The 13,773-nt window shown below is 71.1% G+C and carries 15 protein-coding genes and 1 riboswitch; of the genes, 2 read left to right on the top strand and 13 right to left on the bottom strand.

What is annotated here, in order from left to right; all coding sequences use genetic code 11:
- Window positions 1–45: 45 nt before the first annotated feature.
- The 9 genes from ACZ6WN_RS25490 to ACZ6WN_RS25450 all read right to left on the bottom strand — a co-directional run bounded on the left by ACZ6WN_RS25490 (window position 46) and on the right by ACZ6WN_RS25450 (window position 8,310).
- Window positions 46–723, bottom strand: coding sequence for a DUF1707 SHOCT-like domain-containing protein (locus ACZ6WN_RS25490; RefSeq protein ID WP_465868716.1), 678 nt, complete (start codon window positions 721–723; stop codon window positions 46–48).
- A gap of 71 nt (window positions 724–794) precedes the next feature.
- Window positions 795–2,483, bottom strand: coding sequence for a phosphomethylpyrimidine synthase ThiC (gene thiC / locus ACZ6WN_RS25485; protein ID WP_465868715.1), 1,689 nt, complete (start codon window positions 2,481–2,483; stop codon window positions 795–797).
- Window positions 2,480–3,289, bottom strand: a complete 810-nt coding sequence (thiD, locus tag ACZ6WN_RS25480) for a bifunctional hydroxymethylpyrimidine kinase/phosphomethylpyrimidine kinase (protein WP_465868713.1) — start codon at window positions 3,287–3,289, stop codon at window positions 2,480–2,482. Before thiD ends, thiC begins: the two co-directional genes overlap by 4 nt.
- Window positions 3,286–3,882 carry a thiamine phosphate synthase gene (locus tag ACZ6WN_RS25475; protein ID WP_465868711.1) on the bottom strand — a complete coding sequence of 199 codons (597 nt, stop codon included), beginning with the start codon at window positions 3,880–3,882 and terminating at the stop codon, window positions 3,286–3,288. The genes thiD and ACZ6WN_RS25475 overlap by 4 nt, the downstream gene beginning before the upstream one ends.
- Complete coding sequence (locus tag ACZ6WN_RS25470) at window positions 3,879–4,643, bottom strand: thiazole synthase (RefSeq protein ID WP_465868710.1); 765 nt, start codon at window positions 4,641–4,643, stop codon at window positions 3,879–3,881. The genes ACZ6WN_RS25475 and ACZ6WN_RS25470 overlap by 4 nt, the downstream gene beginning before the upstream one ends.
- The gene (gene thiS / locus ACZ6WN_RS25465; protein ID WP_465868709.1) at window positions 4,640–4,840 is read right to left on the bottom strand and encodes a sulfur carrier protein ThiS; all 201 of its coding nucleotides are present in this window, start codon (window positions 4,838–4,840) and stop codon (window positions 4,640–4,642) included. The genes ACZ6WN_RS25470 and thiS overlap by 4 nt, the downstream gene beginning before the upstream one ends.
- On the bottom strand, window positions 4,837–5,907 hold the full coding sequence (gene thiO / locus ACZ6WN_RS25460) for a glycine oxidase ThiO (RefSeq protein WP_465868707.1): 1,071 nt from the start codon (window positions 5,905–5,907) through the stop codon (window positions 4,837–4,839). The genes thiS and thiO overlap by 4 nt, the downstream gene beginning before the upstream one ends.
- Entirely contained in the window at window positions 5,907–6,512 is a 606-nt protein-coding gene (thiE, locus tag ACZ6WN_RS25455; RefSeq protein WP_465868705.1) for a thiamine phosphate synthase, read from the bottom strand. The genes thiO and thiE overlap by 1 nt, the downstream gene beginning before the upstream one ends.
- A riboswitch (TPP riboswitch) is annotated at window positions 6,506–6,615 on the bottom strand. (Overlaps the previous gene by 7 nt.)
- 60 nt (window positions 6,616–6,675) lie before the next feature.
- On the bottom strand, window positions 6,676–8,310 hold the full coding sequence (locus ACZ6WN_RS25450) for a sigma-54-dependent Fis family transcriptional regulator (protein WP_465868703.1): 1,635 nt from the start codon (window positions 8,308–8,310) through the stop codon (window positions 6,676–6,678).
- Window positions 8,311–8,464: 154 nt separating this feature from the next.
- On the opposite strand from ACZ6WN_RS25450, the gene ACZ6WN_RS25445 reads away from it, so the two are divergent.
- Together ACZ6WN_RS25445 and ACZ6WN_RS25440 are read left to right on the top strand one after the other, a co-directional pair.
- Window positions 8,465–9,580 carry an NDMA-dependent alcohol dehydrogenase gene (locus ACZ6WN_RS25445; protein ID WP_465868701.1) on the top strand — a complete coding sequence of 372 codons (1,116 nt, stop codon included), beginning with the start codon at window positions 8,465–8,467 and terminating at the stop codon, window positions 9,578–9,580.
- 75 nt (window positions 9,581–9,655) lie between these two features.
- Window positions 9,656–11,344 carry a fumarate hydratase gene (locus tag ACZ6WN_RS25440; protein ID WP_465868699.1) on the top strand — a complete coding sequence of 563 codons (1,689 nt, stop codon included), beginning with the start codon at window positions 9,656–9,658 and terminating at the stop codon, window positions 11,342–11,344.
- Between the two features lie 27 nt (window positions 11,345–11,371).
- Here ACZ6WN_RS25440 and ACZ6WN_RS25435 read toward each other — a convergent pair whose 3' ends face one another.
- The 4 genes from ACZ6WN_RS25435 to ACZ6WN_RS25420 form a co-directional block, all read right to left on the bottom strand.
- Window positions 11,372–11,599, bottom strand: coding sequence for a hypothetical protein (locus ACZ6WN_RS25435; RefSeq protein ID WP_465868697.1), 228 nt, complete (start codon window positions 11,597–11,599; stop codon window positions 11,372–11,374).
- Window positions 11,596–12,162, bottom strand: a complete 567-nt coding sequence (locus tag ACZ6WN_RS25430) for a GNAT family N-acetyltransferase (RefSeq protein WP_465868696.1) — start codon at window positions 12,160–12,162, stop codon at window positions 11,596–11,598. The genes ACZ6WN_RS25435 and ACZ6WN_RS25430 overlap by 4 nt, the downstream gene beginning before the upstream one ends.
- Window positions 12,163–12,231: 69 nt before the next feature.
- Window positions 12,232–13,260: an SPFH domain-containing protein gene (locus ACZ6WN_RS25425; RefSeq protein WP_465868694.1), complete on the bottom strand. Its 1,029-nt coding sequence runs from the start codon at window positions 13,258–13,260 to the stop codon at window positions 12,232–12,234.
- A gap of 15 nt (window positions 13,261–13,275) precedes the next feature.
- Window positions 13,276–13,773, bottom strand: a complete 498-nt coding sequence (locus ACZ6WN_RS25420) for an NfeD family protein (RefSeq protein ID WP_465868692.1) — start codon at window positions 13,771–13,773, stop codon at window positions 13,276–13,278.

The following is a 13,773-nucleotide window of genomic DNA, read 5'->3' as shown; positions in this document are numbered from 1 at the left end:
CCGAGGTACGCCTCGGTAATCCCCCTGATGGCATTCGATCGATGGCTACTCCAGGCCGAGATGCTGCCTCAGCGTGCGCTTCGGGCCACGCGGTCCCCGGCGCCTGACGGTCACGTCGCCCAGCACTGCGATGCCGCGCACCCGCACCACCGGCGAGTCCGCGGTGAGCATCTCGGGCACCTTCGCCGACGGCTCCTTGAAGTCACCGAGGACGCCGTTGCCCTCCACGATCACGTGCACGTGGGGCGGCACGGTGACCTTCACGCTGCCCAGGACGGAGGTGGCGTTGATGACCACCTCGCGCGCGGAGTAGTGCGCCTCGCGCAGATCGATGTTGGCGTCGCCCAGCACCGCGTTGACCGAGAGATGCTGGGGAACCACCCAGAAGCCCTTGCGCTCGACGTTGCTCAGGAACGCGCTGGCGCTGTCGTTCGCCTCGCCCCCGCTGTAGACGACGGGGACCGCGCCGGCGGCCGGCGCCGCGGCCGGTGGTGGCAGCACCGGCGCCCGCCCCGCGACCGGCAGGTCCTGCGTGATCGGCTCCAGGTCGGCGTACGTCTTGGCCTTGTAGGTCTCCTCGAGCCGCTCCTCGAGCTCGTCGATGTCCAGCCGGCCCTCGCCCGCGGCCTCGCGCAGGATGTCGGCCACCGCGTGGCGATCGGCATCGCTGACGCGCAGGTCGGCTCGGCGGGGCTGGCCGGGGTGCGGTTCAGGGAGTCCCATGATCCTGAATGCTATCGGCGCAGGTCTCGCCCGTCTCTCAGGTTCAACCCTGAGAGACGGGCGACGGTGCGTCAGTCGGCGAGCGGCAGATACACCCGGCTCCCCGCCGCCGCGAACTCCTTGGACTTCTCCAGCATCCCCGCCTCGATCTCCTCGGGGGACGCGCCGTCGTTGCCACCGAAGCGGTCGCGTACGTCCTGGCTGATCTTCATCGAGCAGAACTTCGGGCCGCACATGGAGCAGAAGTGGGCGGTCTTGGCGCCCTCCGCCGGCAGGGTCTCGTCGTGGAAGCTCTCCGCGGTGACCGGGTCCAGGGACAGCGCGAACTGGTCGCGCCAGCGGAACTCGAAGCGGGCCTTGGAGAGCGCGTCGTCGTGGTCGCGGGCGCCCGGGTGGCCCTTGGCGATGTCGGCGGCGTGGGCGGCGAGCTTGTAGGTGATCACGCCGGTCTTGACGTCGTCCCTGTCCGGCAGGCCGAGGTGCTCCTTGGGGGTGACGTAGCAGAGCATCGCGGTGCCGTGCATCGCGATCGTGGCCGCGCCGATGGCGCTGGTGATGTGGTCGTAGCCCGGCGCGATGTCGGTGGCCAGCGGGCCCAGCGTGTAGAACGGCGCGCCGTGGCACCACTCCTGCTGGAGGTCGACGTTCTCCTTCACCAGGTTGAGCGGGACGTGGCCGGGGCCCTCGACCATGACCTGGACGTCGTGCTCCCAGGCCCTCTCGGTCAGCTCGGCCAGCGTCCTCAGCTCGCTGAGCTGGGCCTCGTCGTTGGCGTCGGCGGTCGAGCCCGGGCGGAGGCCGTCGCCGAGGGAGAAGGCGACGTCGTACTGCTTGAAGATCTCGCAGAGCTCGTCGAAGTGGGTGTAGAGGAAGCTCTCCTGGTGGTGCGCGAGGCACCAGCCGGCCATGATCGAGCCGCCTCGGGACACGATGCCGGTGACGCGGTTGGCGGTGAGCGGGACGTAGCGGAGCAGGACCCCCGCGTGGATCGTCATGTAGTCGACGCCCTGCTCGGCCTGCTCGATGACGGTGTCGCGGAACACCTCCCAGGTCAGCTTGTCGGCCTCGCCGTCGACCTTCTCCAGGGCCTGGTAGATCGGGACGGTGCCGATCGGGACCGGGCTGTTGCGCAGGATCCACTCACGCGTGGTGTGGATGTCGTCGCCGGTGCTCAGGTCCATCACCGTGTCCGCGCCCCAGGTGATCGCGTGGGTGAGCTTGTCGACCTCCTCGGCGATGGAGGAGGTGACCGCGGAGTTGCCGATGTTGGCGTTGATCTTCACCAGGAACCGCTTGCCGATGATCATCGGCTCGGACTCGGGGTGGTTGACGTTGTTGGGGATGATCGCCCGGCCCGCGGCCACCTCCTCGCGGACCAGCTCGGGGTCGCAGCTCTCCCGCACCGCGACGTAGGCCATCTCCTTGGTGATGATGCCCTGGCGCGCGTAGTGCATCTGGGTGATGTTGGTGCCCTTGCGCGGGGCGCGGCGCTCGCCCTGCCACTCCTGGCGGGCCGCGCCGCGGCGTACGGCTGCCTTGCCGTTGTCGAGCAGCTCGGTGCGGCGGCCCTCGTACGTCTCGGTGTCGCCTCGCTCGTGGATCCACTCGTCGCGACGCGGGGGCAGGCCCTGCTCCGGCTGGGATCCCGGGCCCTCGGTGCAGTAGCGGTCGAAGGTCTCGCCGTTGGTGAGCGCGACCCGGGTCACCGGGACCTTCAGGTCGCCGAGCTCGAGGCGGGTGTGGGCGGGGTGGACGGTCATGCGGTCTCCTTGGTGCTTGTCGGGCTGACCTGGTGGGTGGCGAGGTGGGCGATCGGTCCCCGGCCGCGGCCGAGGGTCCAGTGCCGGCTGGTGGCGAGCTGCCGGGTGACGTACGCAGCGGCCTGCTCGGCCGCCTCGTGCAGCGGGGCGCCGTGGGCGAGGTGGGCGGCCAGGGCCGAGCTGTAGGTGCAGCCGGTGCCGTGGTCGTTGGCGGTGGGGATCGCCGGATGTGTCAGCGGGATCGCCGGCCTGCCGGGCTCGGCGAACCAGTCCGTGCACTCCCCGGTGGCGGCCGGGTCTCCTCCGGTGACGATCACCGCCGGCTTCAGCCCGGCGAGCTCCTCGGCCAGCTCGTCGGGCGCCCCGTCGTGCCCGAGCAACGCCCGGGCCTCGTCGAGGTTGGGGGTGACGACGGTGGCGACGGGGAGGAGGTGGTCGAGGTAGGCGCGGCGTACGTCCTCTCCGCCGAGGACCGCGCCGGAGGTGGCGACGAGGACGGGGTCGACGACGAGCGGGCGGTCGGCGCAGACGCGCGCGACGAGCTCGACCGCCTCGGCGCTGCCGAGCATGCCGGTCTTGACCGCCGCGACGGGGAGGTCGTCGAACACGGCGTGGAGCTGGGCCTCGACGGTGGCGATCGGGACGGCGTGGATGTCGCTGACCCCCGTCGTGTCCTGGGCGGTGACCGCGGTGATCACGCACGCTCCGTGGACCCCGAGGGCGGCGAAGGTGGCCAGATCGGCCGCCGTACCCGCCGCTCCCCCGGAGTCGGTGCCGGCGACGGTGAGCGCGACCGGCGGGTTCATCGGGCCACCCCCGTCGCGGCGAGGGCGGCAAGGAGATCGCGCACGACCTGTCCCGGCTCCTCGGCGCGCATCACCGCACCCATCACGGCGACGCCATGGGCACCGGCTGCCACGGCCTCGGCAGCGTTGTCCGGCGTGATCCCGCCGAGCGCGTACGTCGGGAGCGGCAGGTCCGCGAACGCCTCCGGCCCCAGCGGCGGCCCGTACCCGGGCTTGGACTCGGTCAGCGCGTAGGGACTCAGCATCGCGTAGTCGAACCCCTCCTCGGCCGCCCGGGCGAGCTCGGCGGGGCTGTGGCAGCTGCGGCCCTGGGGGTAACACGGCGTGACAGCGGGTACCGTGTTACCCCCGCCGGCGGGGAGCTGCACCCCCGCCGCTCCGGGCAGCGGGCCGTGGGCGGCGATGACCACGAGGCCGAGGTCGGCCGCTGCCGCGGCCAGCCTCGCTCGCTGCTCGGCGGGCTCGTCGAGCTCGCGGAGCACCACATGGGTCAGCCCCGCCTCCGCACATTCGGCCAGTGTCGGGAGCAGCCCGCGACCGAGACGCAGCTGGGAACGGTCGGTGAGGACGAGCAGTCGCGGCAGCGCGTTCATGCGATCCGGCCCGCCATCGGCGAGGAGGCGCGGGCGACCGCCTGGCGCGGGATGCGCCCGGCGCCGCGGGCGGCCTCCCCCGCCGCGACCGCCAGCCGCAGCGCGCGAGCCATCCCGACCGGGTCGTCGGCGCGGGTCACCGCGGTGGCGGCCAGGACGGCGGCGCAGCCGAGCTCCATCGCCAGGGCCGCGTCCGAGGCGGTCCCGACGCCGGCATCGAGCACCACCGGCACCGACACCGCGGCCACGACGGCCTCGATGGCATGAGGGTTGAGGATGCCGAGCCCGGAGCCGATCGGCGAGCCGAGCGGCATCACCGCCGCACAGCCGGCGTCCTCGAGCCGGCGGGCGAGGACGGGGTCGTCGGTGGCGTACGGAAGGACCGTGAAGCCCTTGCGCACCAGCTGCTCGGCGGCCTCGACGAGCTCGACAGCATCGGGCATCAGCGAGGTCTCGTCGCCGATCACCTCCAGCTTGACCCAGTCGGTCTCCAGCGCCTCGCGGGCCAGCTCGGCGGTCAGCACCGCCTCGCGCGCCGAGAGACAGCCGGCGGTATTGGGCAGGATCGGGACGGCCGCCGCGCGCAGCGTCTCCAGCAGCCCGCCGGCCGCCGTCGAGGAAGTACGCCGCATCGACACCGTCACCAGGCCCGGCTCCGCAGCGTCGATGACATCGGGGAGCAGGGCGAGGTGGGGCAGGCCGCCGGTGCCGAGGAAGAGGCGCGAGGAGAGCTCGCGGCCGGCGATCTTCAACACACTCATCCGCCCTGCACCGCCGTCACGATCTCGACGACGTCGCCGTCCTGGAGCGGCCGACGCGCCCAGTCGTCGCGCGGCACGATCTCCTCGTCCACGGCGACGGCGATCCCGCTCGGCCGCCGGTCGCCGGTCCTCGCCTCGAGCAGGTCGGCGACGGTGCCGCTGACCTCGATCGGCTCGCTGTTCACGGTGATCTTCATCCGTCCTCCTTCATCCGGAACCGGCGCGGATCCACCGCGGGCTCCACTGACCCTGTCTCGATGTGGTCGGCCACCAGCTGCGCGAGGAGAGGCGCCAGCAGGACGCCGTTGCGGTAGGCACCGGCGGCGAGCATGACTCCCGGCTCGTGGGTCGGGCCGACCAGCGGGAGGTTGTCGGCGGTGCCCGGGCGGTCCCGCGAGGTCACCTCGACCACGGCGGCGCGGTCGAGAGCCGGCACCACCCGGCGGGCGGAGTCGAGCAGCCGCCACACACCCTCGACGGTCGGCAGCATCGGACCGTCACGCTCCTCGGTAGTGGCCCCGATGACGACCTCGTCGCTGTCGATCCGCGGCACCACGTAGACCTGCTCGCCGTGCGCCCAGGCCCGCACCGTCCGCTCCACCGGCTCCTGCGTCCGCACGCGCACCACGTCGCCGCGCACCGGCCGGATGAGGGAGGAGTACGGGGCGGGCAGCCGCGAACCGGTCGCGATCACGGTCATGTCGGCGACCGTGTTGGTCGCGGATCGACCGACAGAACCGCTGGTCGAGCCGGATTCGTGAGGAACGAACGAATCCGTGTCGAGACCAACACGGTCCCCGAGGCGATCGAGCAGCGCGGCGACGACCGCGCGCGGGTCGACGGAATGGTCCTCGGCGAGGAAGGCCCCGCCGGCGACCCGGCCGAGCCCGGGTTCGCGGGCGAGCAGCTCGCGACGTAGCAGCCTCTCGTAGGGGACGCCGGCGAGATCGAGCACCGCGAGCTGCCGCTCGACCTGCTGGACGTCCCCGGCGTCGACGCCGACCAGCAGCGTCCCGCGGGTGTGCACCGGCACCCCGAGCCGGGCGGCGAAGTCGGGCCAGAGCGCGAGGGACGACAGGCAGAGCCGGGTCAGGTCCTCCTCGCCGTACCAGGCCTCGCCGGCCGGGCTGAGCATGCCGGCCGCGGCGTAGGACGCGCCCGAGCCCGGCGACGGGTCGACGACCTCGACCTCGTGCCCGCGACGGATCAGCTCGTCGGCCACGGCCAGCCCGACGATCCCGGCACCGAGGATCCGCACCCGCATCAGCCGACCGCTTCCACGAGCTCCTTCACGGCTCGATGTGGGTCCGGTTGTCGCCAGAGCCCGCCGATCACGGCGACCCCGTGGGCGCCGGCGGCACGCACCGCCCCGGCCGACTCCGCCGAGATCCCACCGATCGCGATCAGCGGCAGGACGCCGGCAGCGTCTGCGACGGCGGAGACCCCGAGGGGGTCGGGCAGCCCGGCCTTGGAGCTGGTGGCGAAGACCGGCCCGAAACCTGCGTAGTCCGCACCCGCGGCGGCGGCCGCCTCGACCGCGGCCCGGTCGCGGCAGGTCGCGCCGATGACCAGGCCGGGAGCGACCGCGTCGGCGATCCGCCGGGCTTCGTCGAGCGGGAGGTCGGAAGCGCCGAGATGGACGCCGTGCGCACCCGAGGCGAGCGCCACGTCGAGCCGGTCGTCGACGATCACCCGGGCGTCGTACGCCCCGACCCGCTCGATCACGGTCGCCGTCAGAGCCAGCAGCTCGCGAGTGGTCGCGTCCTTGTCGCGGACCTGGAAGCCGGCGACACCGGCCTCGGCGAACGCGGGCAGCAGGGCCAGGTCATCGCGGGCGGAGACCAGGGCAAAAATACGTGGCAGAAGCACAACCAATCACTTCCTTCGCCGGCATGATCCGGATCAGGTGTAACGGTCGGAGCGGCTCCAGCTCCCTCTCAGCCCGCTGCCGCGGACTCCCGTGTGGACGTCTCCGACCATAGCGCGCACCCCCGAGCGACCGCAGCCCGAGGTGCCACACAGCGGGATACCTCTAGTAGGTCGAGATCCGCAGCGCCCGCATCTTGGCGTACAGCGTGGTGCGCGAGATCCCGAGCTCGCGGGCGACCGCGGCCTTGTTGCCGTCGTGCTTGGTCAGCTCGTGCACGATGACGTCGCGCTCGGCCTGGTCGAGCGGCCGCACGGCCGCCCGCGGGCCGGGGACGGAGCCGAGCTTCGGCGGCAGGTCGGCCGCGACGATCGCGCCGAACCGGCGCCGCGCGGCGGCATGGACCAGCACCGCACGCAGCTCGCGTACGTTGCCCGGCCAGCGGTGCTCGACCAGCATCCGCTCGACGCCGGGGGTCAGGAAGGCGTCCGGGTTGATCCCGGAGAGCAGCTGGCGGGCCAGCCCGGGGATCTCGTCGCGCCGCGCGGCCAGCGGCAGCTTCTCCTCGACACGCGAGGCCAGCGCGGCCACCGCCGCGGTGTGCTCGGACAGCTCGGCCAACGGCGCCGAGACCATCACCACGTGAGCCCGGTCCGGGCGATCGAGCGCGTCCGCGACGACGCCGAGCAGTGCGTCGGAGAGCAGCTCGAGACCGTCGATGATGACGGTGCCCACGCCGGCCGCCATCCGGCGCCGGAACTGCTTGGCCCAGTTGCCGTCGCCCTCCAGGACCGTCGTGGCGCCGGTCAGCAGCGTGATCGGCGAGGACGGCGCGAGCTCCCTGGCCAGCGACGTACGCCCGGAGCCCGGCGGTCCGGCCACCAGGATCGTGCCCGCCTCCCGTGCGGTCTCGGACAGCGCGCCGACCGAGAGGCCGCGCCGTGGCTCGCGGGGCTCGATGCGTACCAGTGCGGCCAGGCGGCGGGTGTCGAGCACCTCGGCGTGCACATGGACCGACTCCCCCGACTCCAGGTTCATGTCCATGACCGTCGCCCCCGGAAGGTGTACGTCCTGGAGCAGGATCCGCAGGACGGCGATGTCCGCGCCGGTCAGGGTGTCCTGGGCCGTCTGGTTGGCCACGGTCAGGTTCTCGCCGACCGCGACCAGCGCACCGCGGCACCCCACCACGGCCTCATGGAAGGCCAGCAGCAGCTGCTTGTCGGTGGTGCGGCTGCCGTCCTGGAGGCGCCGCTGGATGTCGGTCACCGCGCGCTGCACCACCGGCCGCAGGAGCGGGTTGGCGTCGCTGGCGAGGGAGGTGATGTCGAGGACGCCCTCGATCCGGTGGGTCACCGGGTGCCGGATCGGCATCGCGAAGCAGCTGAAGTCGCGCAGCATCTCGGCGAAGTGCTCCGGGCCGTGCACCTGCACCGGGAGCCTGGTCTCGAGCGCGGTGCCCGGCGCGTTGGTGCCGAGTCGCTCCTCGAGCAGGCTGGCGCCCAGGTCGACCCCGAGGCCGTCGAAGGCCCTCGCCACCTGCGCCCGGCCGCACCAGCGGTGCACGATCCGGCAGTCGCGGTCGACCAGCACCGTGGCGTACGTCGTGCCGTCGAGGTTCTCGGCCAGCTCCTTCAGGACCGGGCCGGCCGCCTCGTACAGCGATCCGTGCGGGTCGATGTCGACCGGCGCGAGCGAGCCGTGGGCTCGCACCGGGTCGACTCCGGCGAGCCGGGAGCGATGCCACGACGCGGCGATCCGCTCCGGCGCTGACGGTTCCGGCGTTGACGTCGAGGTCGGCACAACATCCCCCCATCGAATGTGGCTTACGTCACATTAACCGGCGGTGGTGGGGACCGGAAGCGAACTGTTCAGGTTCTGAACACCCGGCGGCCGGCCGCGCTGGGACCGTGGCAAGGGTCCCCCGCTCCCATCCCGGAACACGCTAGGAGTCAGCATGAAGACCAAGGCAGCCGTCGTCTACGAGCCCGGCAAACCGATCGTGATCGAGGAGCTCGACCTCGACAAGCCCCAGGCGGGCGAGGTGCTGATCCGCTACACCCATGCGGGCCTGTGCCACTCCGACGTGCACATCGCCCACGGCGATCTCGAGGCCCGGCTCCCGATGGTCCTCGGCCACGAGGGTGCCGGCATCATCGAGGAGGTCGGTCCCGGCGTCACCCGGGTCAAGGCCGGCGACCGCGTGGTGTGCTCCTTCATCCCCAACTGCGGCACCTGTCGCTACTGCTCCAACGGCCAGCAGTCCATCTGCGACATGGGCGCGACCATCCTGGAGGGCTACCTGCCCGGAGAGCGGTTCCCGATCACCGGCCCCGCCGGGCAGTACGGCGCGATGTGCATGCTCGGCACCTTCAGCCAGTACGGCGTCATCCACCAGAACTCGGCGGTCAAGGTCGACGACGACCTCTCGCTCGAGTCGGCCGTGCTGGTCGGCTGCGGCGTACCCACCGGCTTCGGGTCGGCGGTCAACACCGCGGCGGTCAAGGCCGGCGACACCGTCGTGGTCTACGGCATCGGCGGCATCGGCATCAACGCCGTCCAGGGCGCACGGCTCGCGGGAGCGAAGTACGTCGTCGCCGTCGACCCGCTGGAGAACAAGCGCGAGGCCGCCCTCCAGCTCGGGGCGACCCACGCCTTCGCCGACGCCGGCTCCGCGCTCGCCGAGGTCACCAACCTCACCCGCGGCCAGCTCGCCGACTCCGCCATCCTCACCCAGGGCCTGGTCACCGCCGAGAACGTCACCGACGGCTTCGACGTGATCGGCAAGGGCGGGGTGCTGGTCCTCACCGGTCTCAACAAGCTCACCGAGCCGACGATCCAGCTCTCCGGCGCGGTCACCACCCTGTTCCGCAAGACGATCAAGGGCAGCCTGTTCGGCGACTGCAACCCGACGTACGACATCCCGCGGATCCTCGGGCTCTACCAGAAGGGCGACATCAAGCTGGACGAGCTCATCACCCGCACCTACACGCTCGAACAGGTCAACGAGGGGTACGACGACCTGCTCAACGGCGCCAACATCCGCGGCGTGGTCGTCCACGACCACTCCTGAGGATGTCGTGGCCCTCGGTCTCGGCGCCGGAGCCGACGCCGGGACCGGGGCCGCGGCGGCGTACGATTCCCTTCCGTGGCTGACGTTGAGTTCCGGTACTCCGACCTCCTCCCGACCGGTAAGGACGACACTCCTTACCGGCTGATCACCAGCGAGGGGGTGGAAGAGATCGAGGTCGACGGGCGCAAGTTCCTCAAGGTCGACCCCGAGGCGATCCGCCGGCTGACCGCCGAGGCGATGAAGGACATCAACCAGTACCTCCGCCCGGCCCACCTGCGCCAGCTCCGGAAGATCATCGACGACCCCGAGGCCTCCGGCAACGACCGCTTCGTCGCGCTCGACCTCCTCAAGAACGTCAACATCTCCGCCGGCGGGATCCTGCCGATGTGCCAGGACACCGGCACCGCGATCGTGATGGGCAAGAAGTCCGAGGGCGTGCTGACCGGCGCCGACGACGCCGAGACGGTCTCGCGGGGCGTGTTCGACGCCTACACCAAGCTCAACCTGCGCTACTCCCAGCTGGCGCCGCTGACCACGTACGAGGAGAAGAACACCGGCTCCAACCTGCCCGCGCAGGTCGAGATCTACTCGACCACCGAGGGCGAGAACGGCCCGGAGTACAAGTTCCTCTTCATGGCCAAGGGCGGCGGCTCCGCCAACAAGTCGTTCCTGTTCCAGGAGACCAAGGCGATCCTCAACCCCGACCGGATCCTGACCTTCCTCGACGAGAAGATCCGCTCGCTCGGCACCGCCGCCTGCCCGCCGTACCACCTCGCCGTCGTCATCGGTGGCACCTCCGCCGAATTCGCCCTGAAGACGGCCAAGTACGCCTCGGCCCACTACCTCGACAACCTCCCGACCGAGGGGTCGATGTCGGCCCACGGTTTCCGCGACACGGAGCTGGAGGAGAAGGTCTTCGAGCTCACCCAGTCCTTCGGGATCGGCGCCCAGTTCGGTGGCAAGTACTTCTGCCACGACGTACGCGTCGTCCGCCTGCCCCGCCACGGCGCCTCGTGTCCGGTGGCGATCGCGGTCTCCTGCTCCGCCGACCGCCAGGCGCTGGGCAAGATCACCCGTGACGGGGTGTTCCTCGAGCAGCTCGAGACCGACCCGGCGCAGTACATGCCCGACGCCGGCATGGCCGAGGAGATCGCGGCGGGCGAGGTCGTGGACATCGACCTGAACCAGCCGATGTCGGAGATCCTGGCGACGCTGTCGCAGCACCCGGTCAAGACCCGCCTCTCCCTGTCCGGCCCGATGGTCGTGGCCCGCGACATCGCGCACGCCAAGATCAAGGAGCGCCTCGACGCCGGCGAGGAGATGCCCGACTACCTGAAGAACCACCCGGTCTACTACGCCGGGCCCGCCAAGACGCCGGAGGGGATGGCGTCCGGCTCCTTCGGCCCGACCACCGCCGGCCGGATGGACTCCTACGTCGAGCAGTTCCAGGCCGCGGGCGGCTCGATGGTCATGCTCGCCAAGGGCAACCGCTCCAAGGTGGTGGCCGAGGCCTGCGGGACCTACGGCGGCTTCTACCTCGGCTCCATCGGTGGCCCCGCCGCCCGGCTCGCCCAGGACTGCATCAAGTCCGTCGAGGTGCTCGAGTACCCCGAGCTCGGCATGGAGGCGGTCTGGAAGATCGAGGTCGAGAACTTCCCGGCCTTCATCGTCGTCGACGGCGAGGGCAACGACTTCTTCACCGACCCCTCCGGCACCACCACGATCCCGCTCACCGGCATCCGGGTGCGCTCCAAGGAGCGCTGAGCGGACGCCGGCGCTGAGCAGGGGCTTCTAGACGTCGTTGTCGCGCCGGTTCTCGGGCGGCGCCTCGCTCGGTCCGGACCCCCGCGTGTCCGGGCGGCCGGACTCGGAGTCGGGATAGCCCGCCGTCGAGTCCGCGGGCGCGATCGGCGTGCCGCTCTCGTCCTCGTCGAGGCGCTGGGTCTCGGAGACCTGCCCGGACTCCTCGGTGTACTCGGGGTCGTCGGGCCCCTCTGCAGGTAGCTGCTCGTGGCTCATGCCCGTGCGGTACCCCGTTGCCGGGCGAACCACTCCCGGCGAAGCAGTCCGAAGACCCACGAGTCGGAGACGACCCCGTCCACCACACAGTCCTCGCGAAGCGTGCCCTCCAGCATGAACCCGAGCTTCTCCAGCACCCGGGCGGAGGGAGCGTTGCGAGTGTCGGCCTCCGCCTGGACCCGGTTGAGGTCGAGAGTGTCGAAGGCCCAGGTCAGCACGGCACCAGCCGCCTCGGTGGCGTAGCCATGGCCCCAGGCCGCCTTGCCGAGGCAGTAGCCCAGCGACGCGCTGCGAAAGTCCGGGTTCCACGAGTTGAAGGTGCACCAGCCGAGAAAGACAGCGTCTCGTTCGATGGCCACCCGGACACCGACCCCCTCCTCCGCCATCTCCCGAGACCGGGCGATGAACCTTCCGGCACGGGAGGGATCGGTCCACGGCGGGGAGTCCCAGTAGCGCAGTACGTGGGCGTCGCTCTGCAACGCGAAAAGGTCATCCGCATCCGTGTCGGTGAACGGCCGCAGCCGCAACCGGGTCGTGACGAGCGTCGGAGTGGGCAGCGACATGACCCGATGCTGTCAGCCCGTGGCTGCTCGCCGCACCAGGTTTTCGGTCACCGCTGCCGAGGCTCTACGTCACCCGATGATGCGATCCGCCCGGGCCGACTCCTCGTGCGCCGCCTCGACCGCCTTGGCCGCCTCGTGCTCGGCCTGCTCGATGGCGTCGCGAGGTGAGGGGACCGGAGGCGTACGTCGGGGGTCGGCGCCGTTCTCCGACGGCTTCGCCTGCCGCAGGGAGGAGGCGTTGTCGGCGAAGGCACCGGTGACCGTACGCATCGCCTCGGTCAGCTCGCCAGGGATGACCCAGAACGAGTTGCCGTGCGAGGCGAGCGAGGGCAGCATCTCGAGGTACTTGTAGGCCAGGACCTTGGCATCGGCGTCGTTGGCGTGGACCGCCTGGAAGACCCGCTCGAGCGCCGTGGCCTCACCCTCGGCCTCGAGCACGCGGGCCTGCTGGTTGCCCTCCGCCTCCAGGATGGACCGCTGCCGGGTGCCCTCGGCCTCGAGGATCAGCGAGGCCCGCTTGCCCTCCGCGTGCAGGATGGCGGCACGCTTGTCACGCTCGGCACGCATCTGCTTCTCCATCGCCTCCTTGATCGAGGCCGGCGGGTCGATCGCCTTGATCTCGACCCGGTTGACCCGGATCCCCCACTTCCCGGTGGCGTCGTCGAGCACCTCGCGCAGCCGGGCGTTGATCGTCTCGCGCGAGGTCAGGGTGCGCTCCAGGTCCATCGAGCCGATCAGGTTGCGCAGCGTGGTGACGGTGAGCTGGTCGATCGCCTGCAGGTAGTTCGCGACCTCGTACGCGGCGGCTCGTGGGTCGGTGATCTGGTAGTAGAGCACCGTGTCGATGTTGACCACGAGGTTGTCCTCGGTGATCACCGGCCGGGGGTTGGAGGAGTAGACCGTCTCGCGCACATCGAGCTTGGTGTTGACCCGGTCCACCAGCGGGATCACGAAGTTGAGCCCCGGCTGCAGGGTGATCCGATAGCGCCCGAACCGCTCGATGTTGTAGCGCCGGGCCTGCGGCACGATCCGCACCGTCGAGGCCACCGCGCCCACCACCAGTGCGACCATGACCAGAACGATCAGCAGAAGTTCCATCTCGTACGCCCTCCTCTAAGGCGACAGCGACAGCGGGTCGCGCGGGTGCACGAGCGCCGTCGCGCCGTCGATCTCGAGTACGTCCACCCGGCAACCGACCGGGATGATCAGGTCCTCGTCATAGGGCCTGGCCGACCATTCCTCACCGGCGAGGCGCACCAGCCCGTGATCAAAGCTGACCTCCGCGGTGACGACCGCCTGACGACCGATGAGAGCGTCGGTGCCGTCCTTGACCGCCGGCGGCAGGGCCATGTGCCGACGCGCGACCGGCCGCACCAGCAGCACGCTGCCGCCGCCCGCGACGACGAAGACGAGCAGCTGCACCAGCACCGGTGCGCCGAGAGCCGCGCTGCCCGCGGCAAGCAGCGCCCCGCCGGCGACGAAAGCGAACGCCAGCGTCATCGTGAACGCCTCAGCCACTCCGAGCAGCACCGCGACGAGGATCCAGAAGAACGACCACATAAGCCCACCAGACTCGGTTTCCGACCAGCGTACTCCCGGTGTGGCGGTCAT

The sequence above is a fragment of the Nocardioides sp. NPDC054178 genome (assembly GCF_055585005.1).
The sequence above is the reverse complement of the archived record's forward strand: the minus strand, read 5'-3'. Positions and strand labels throughout refer to the sequence as shown.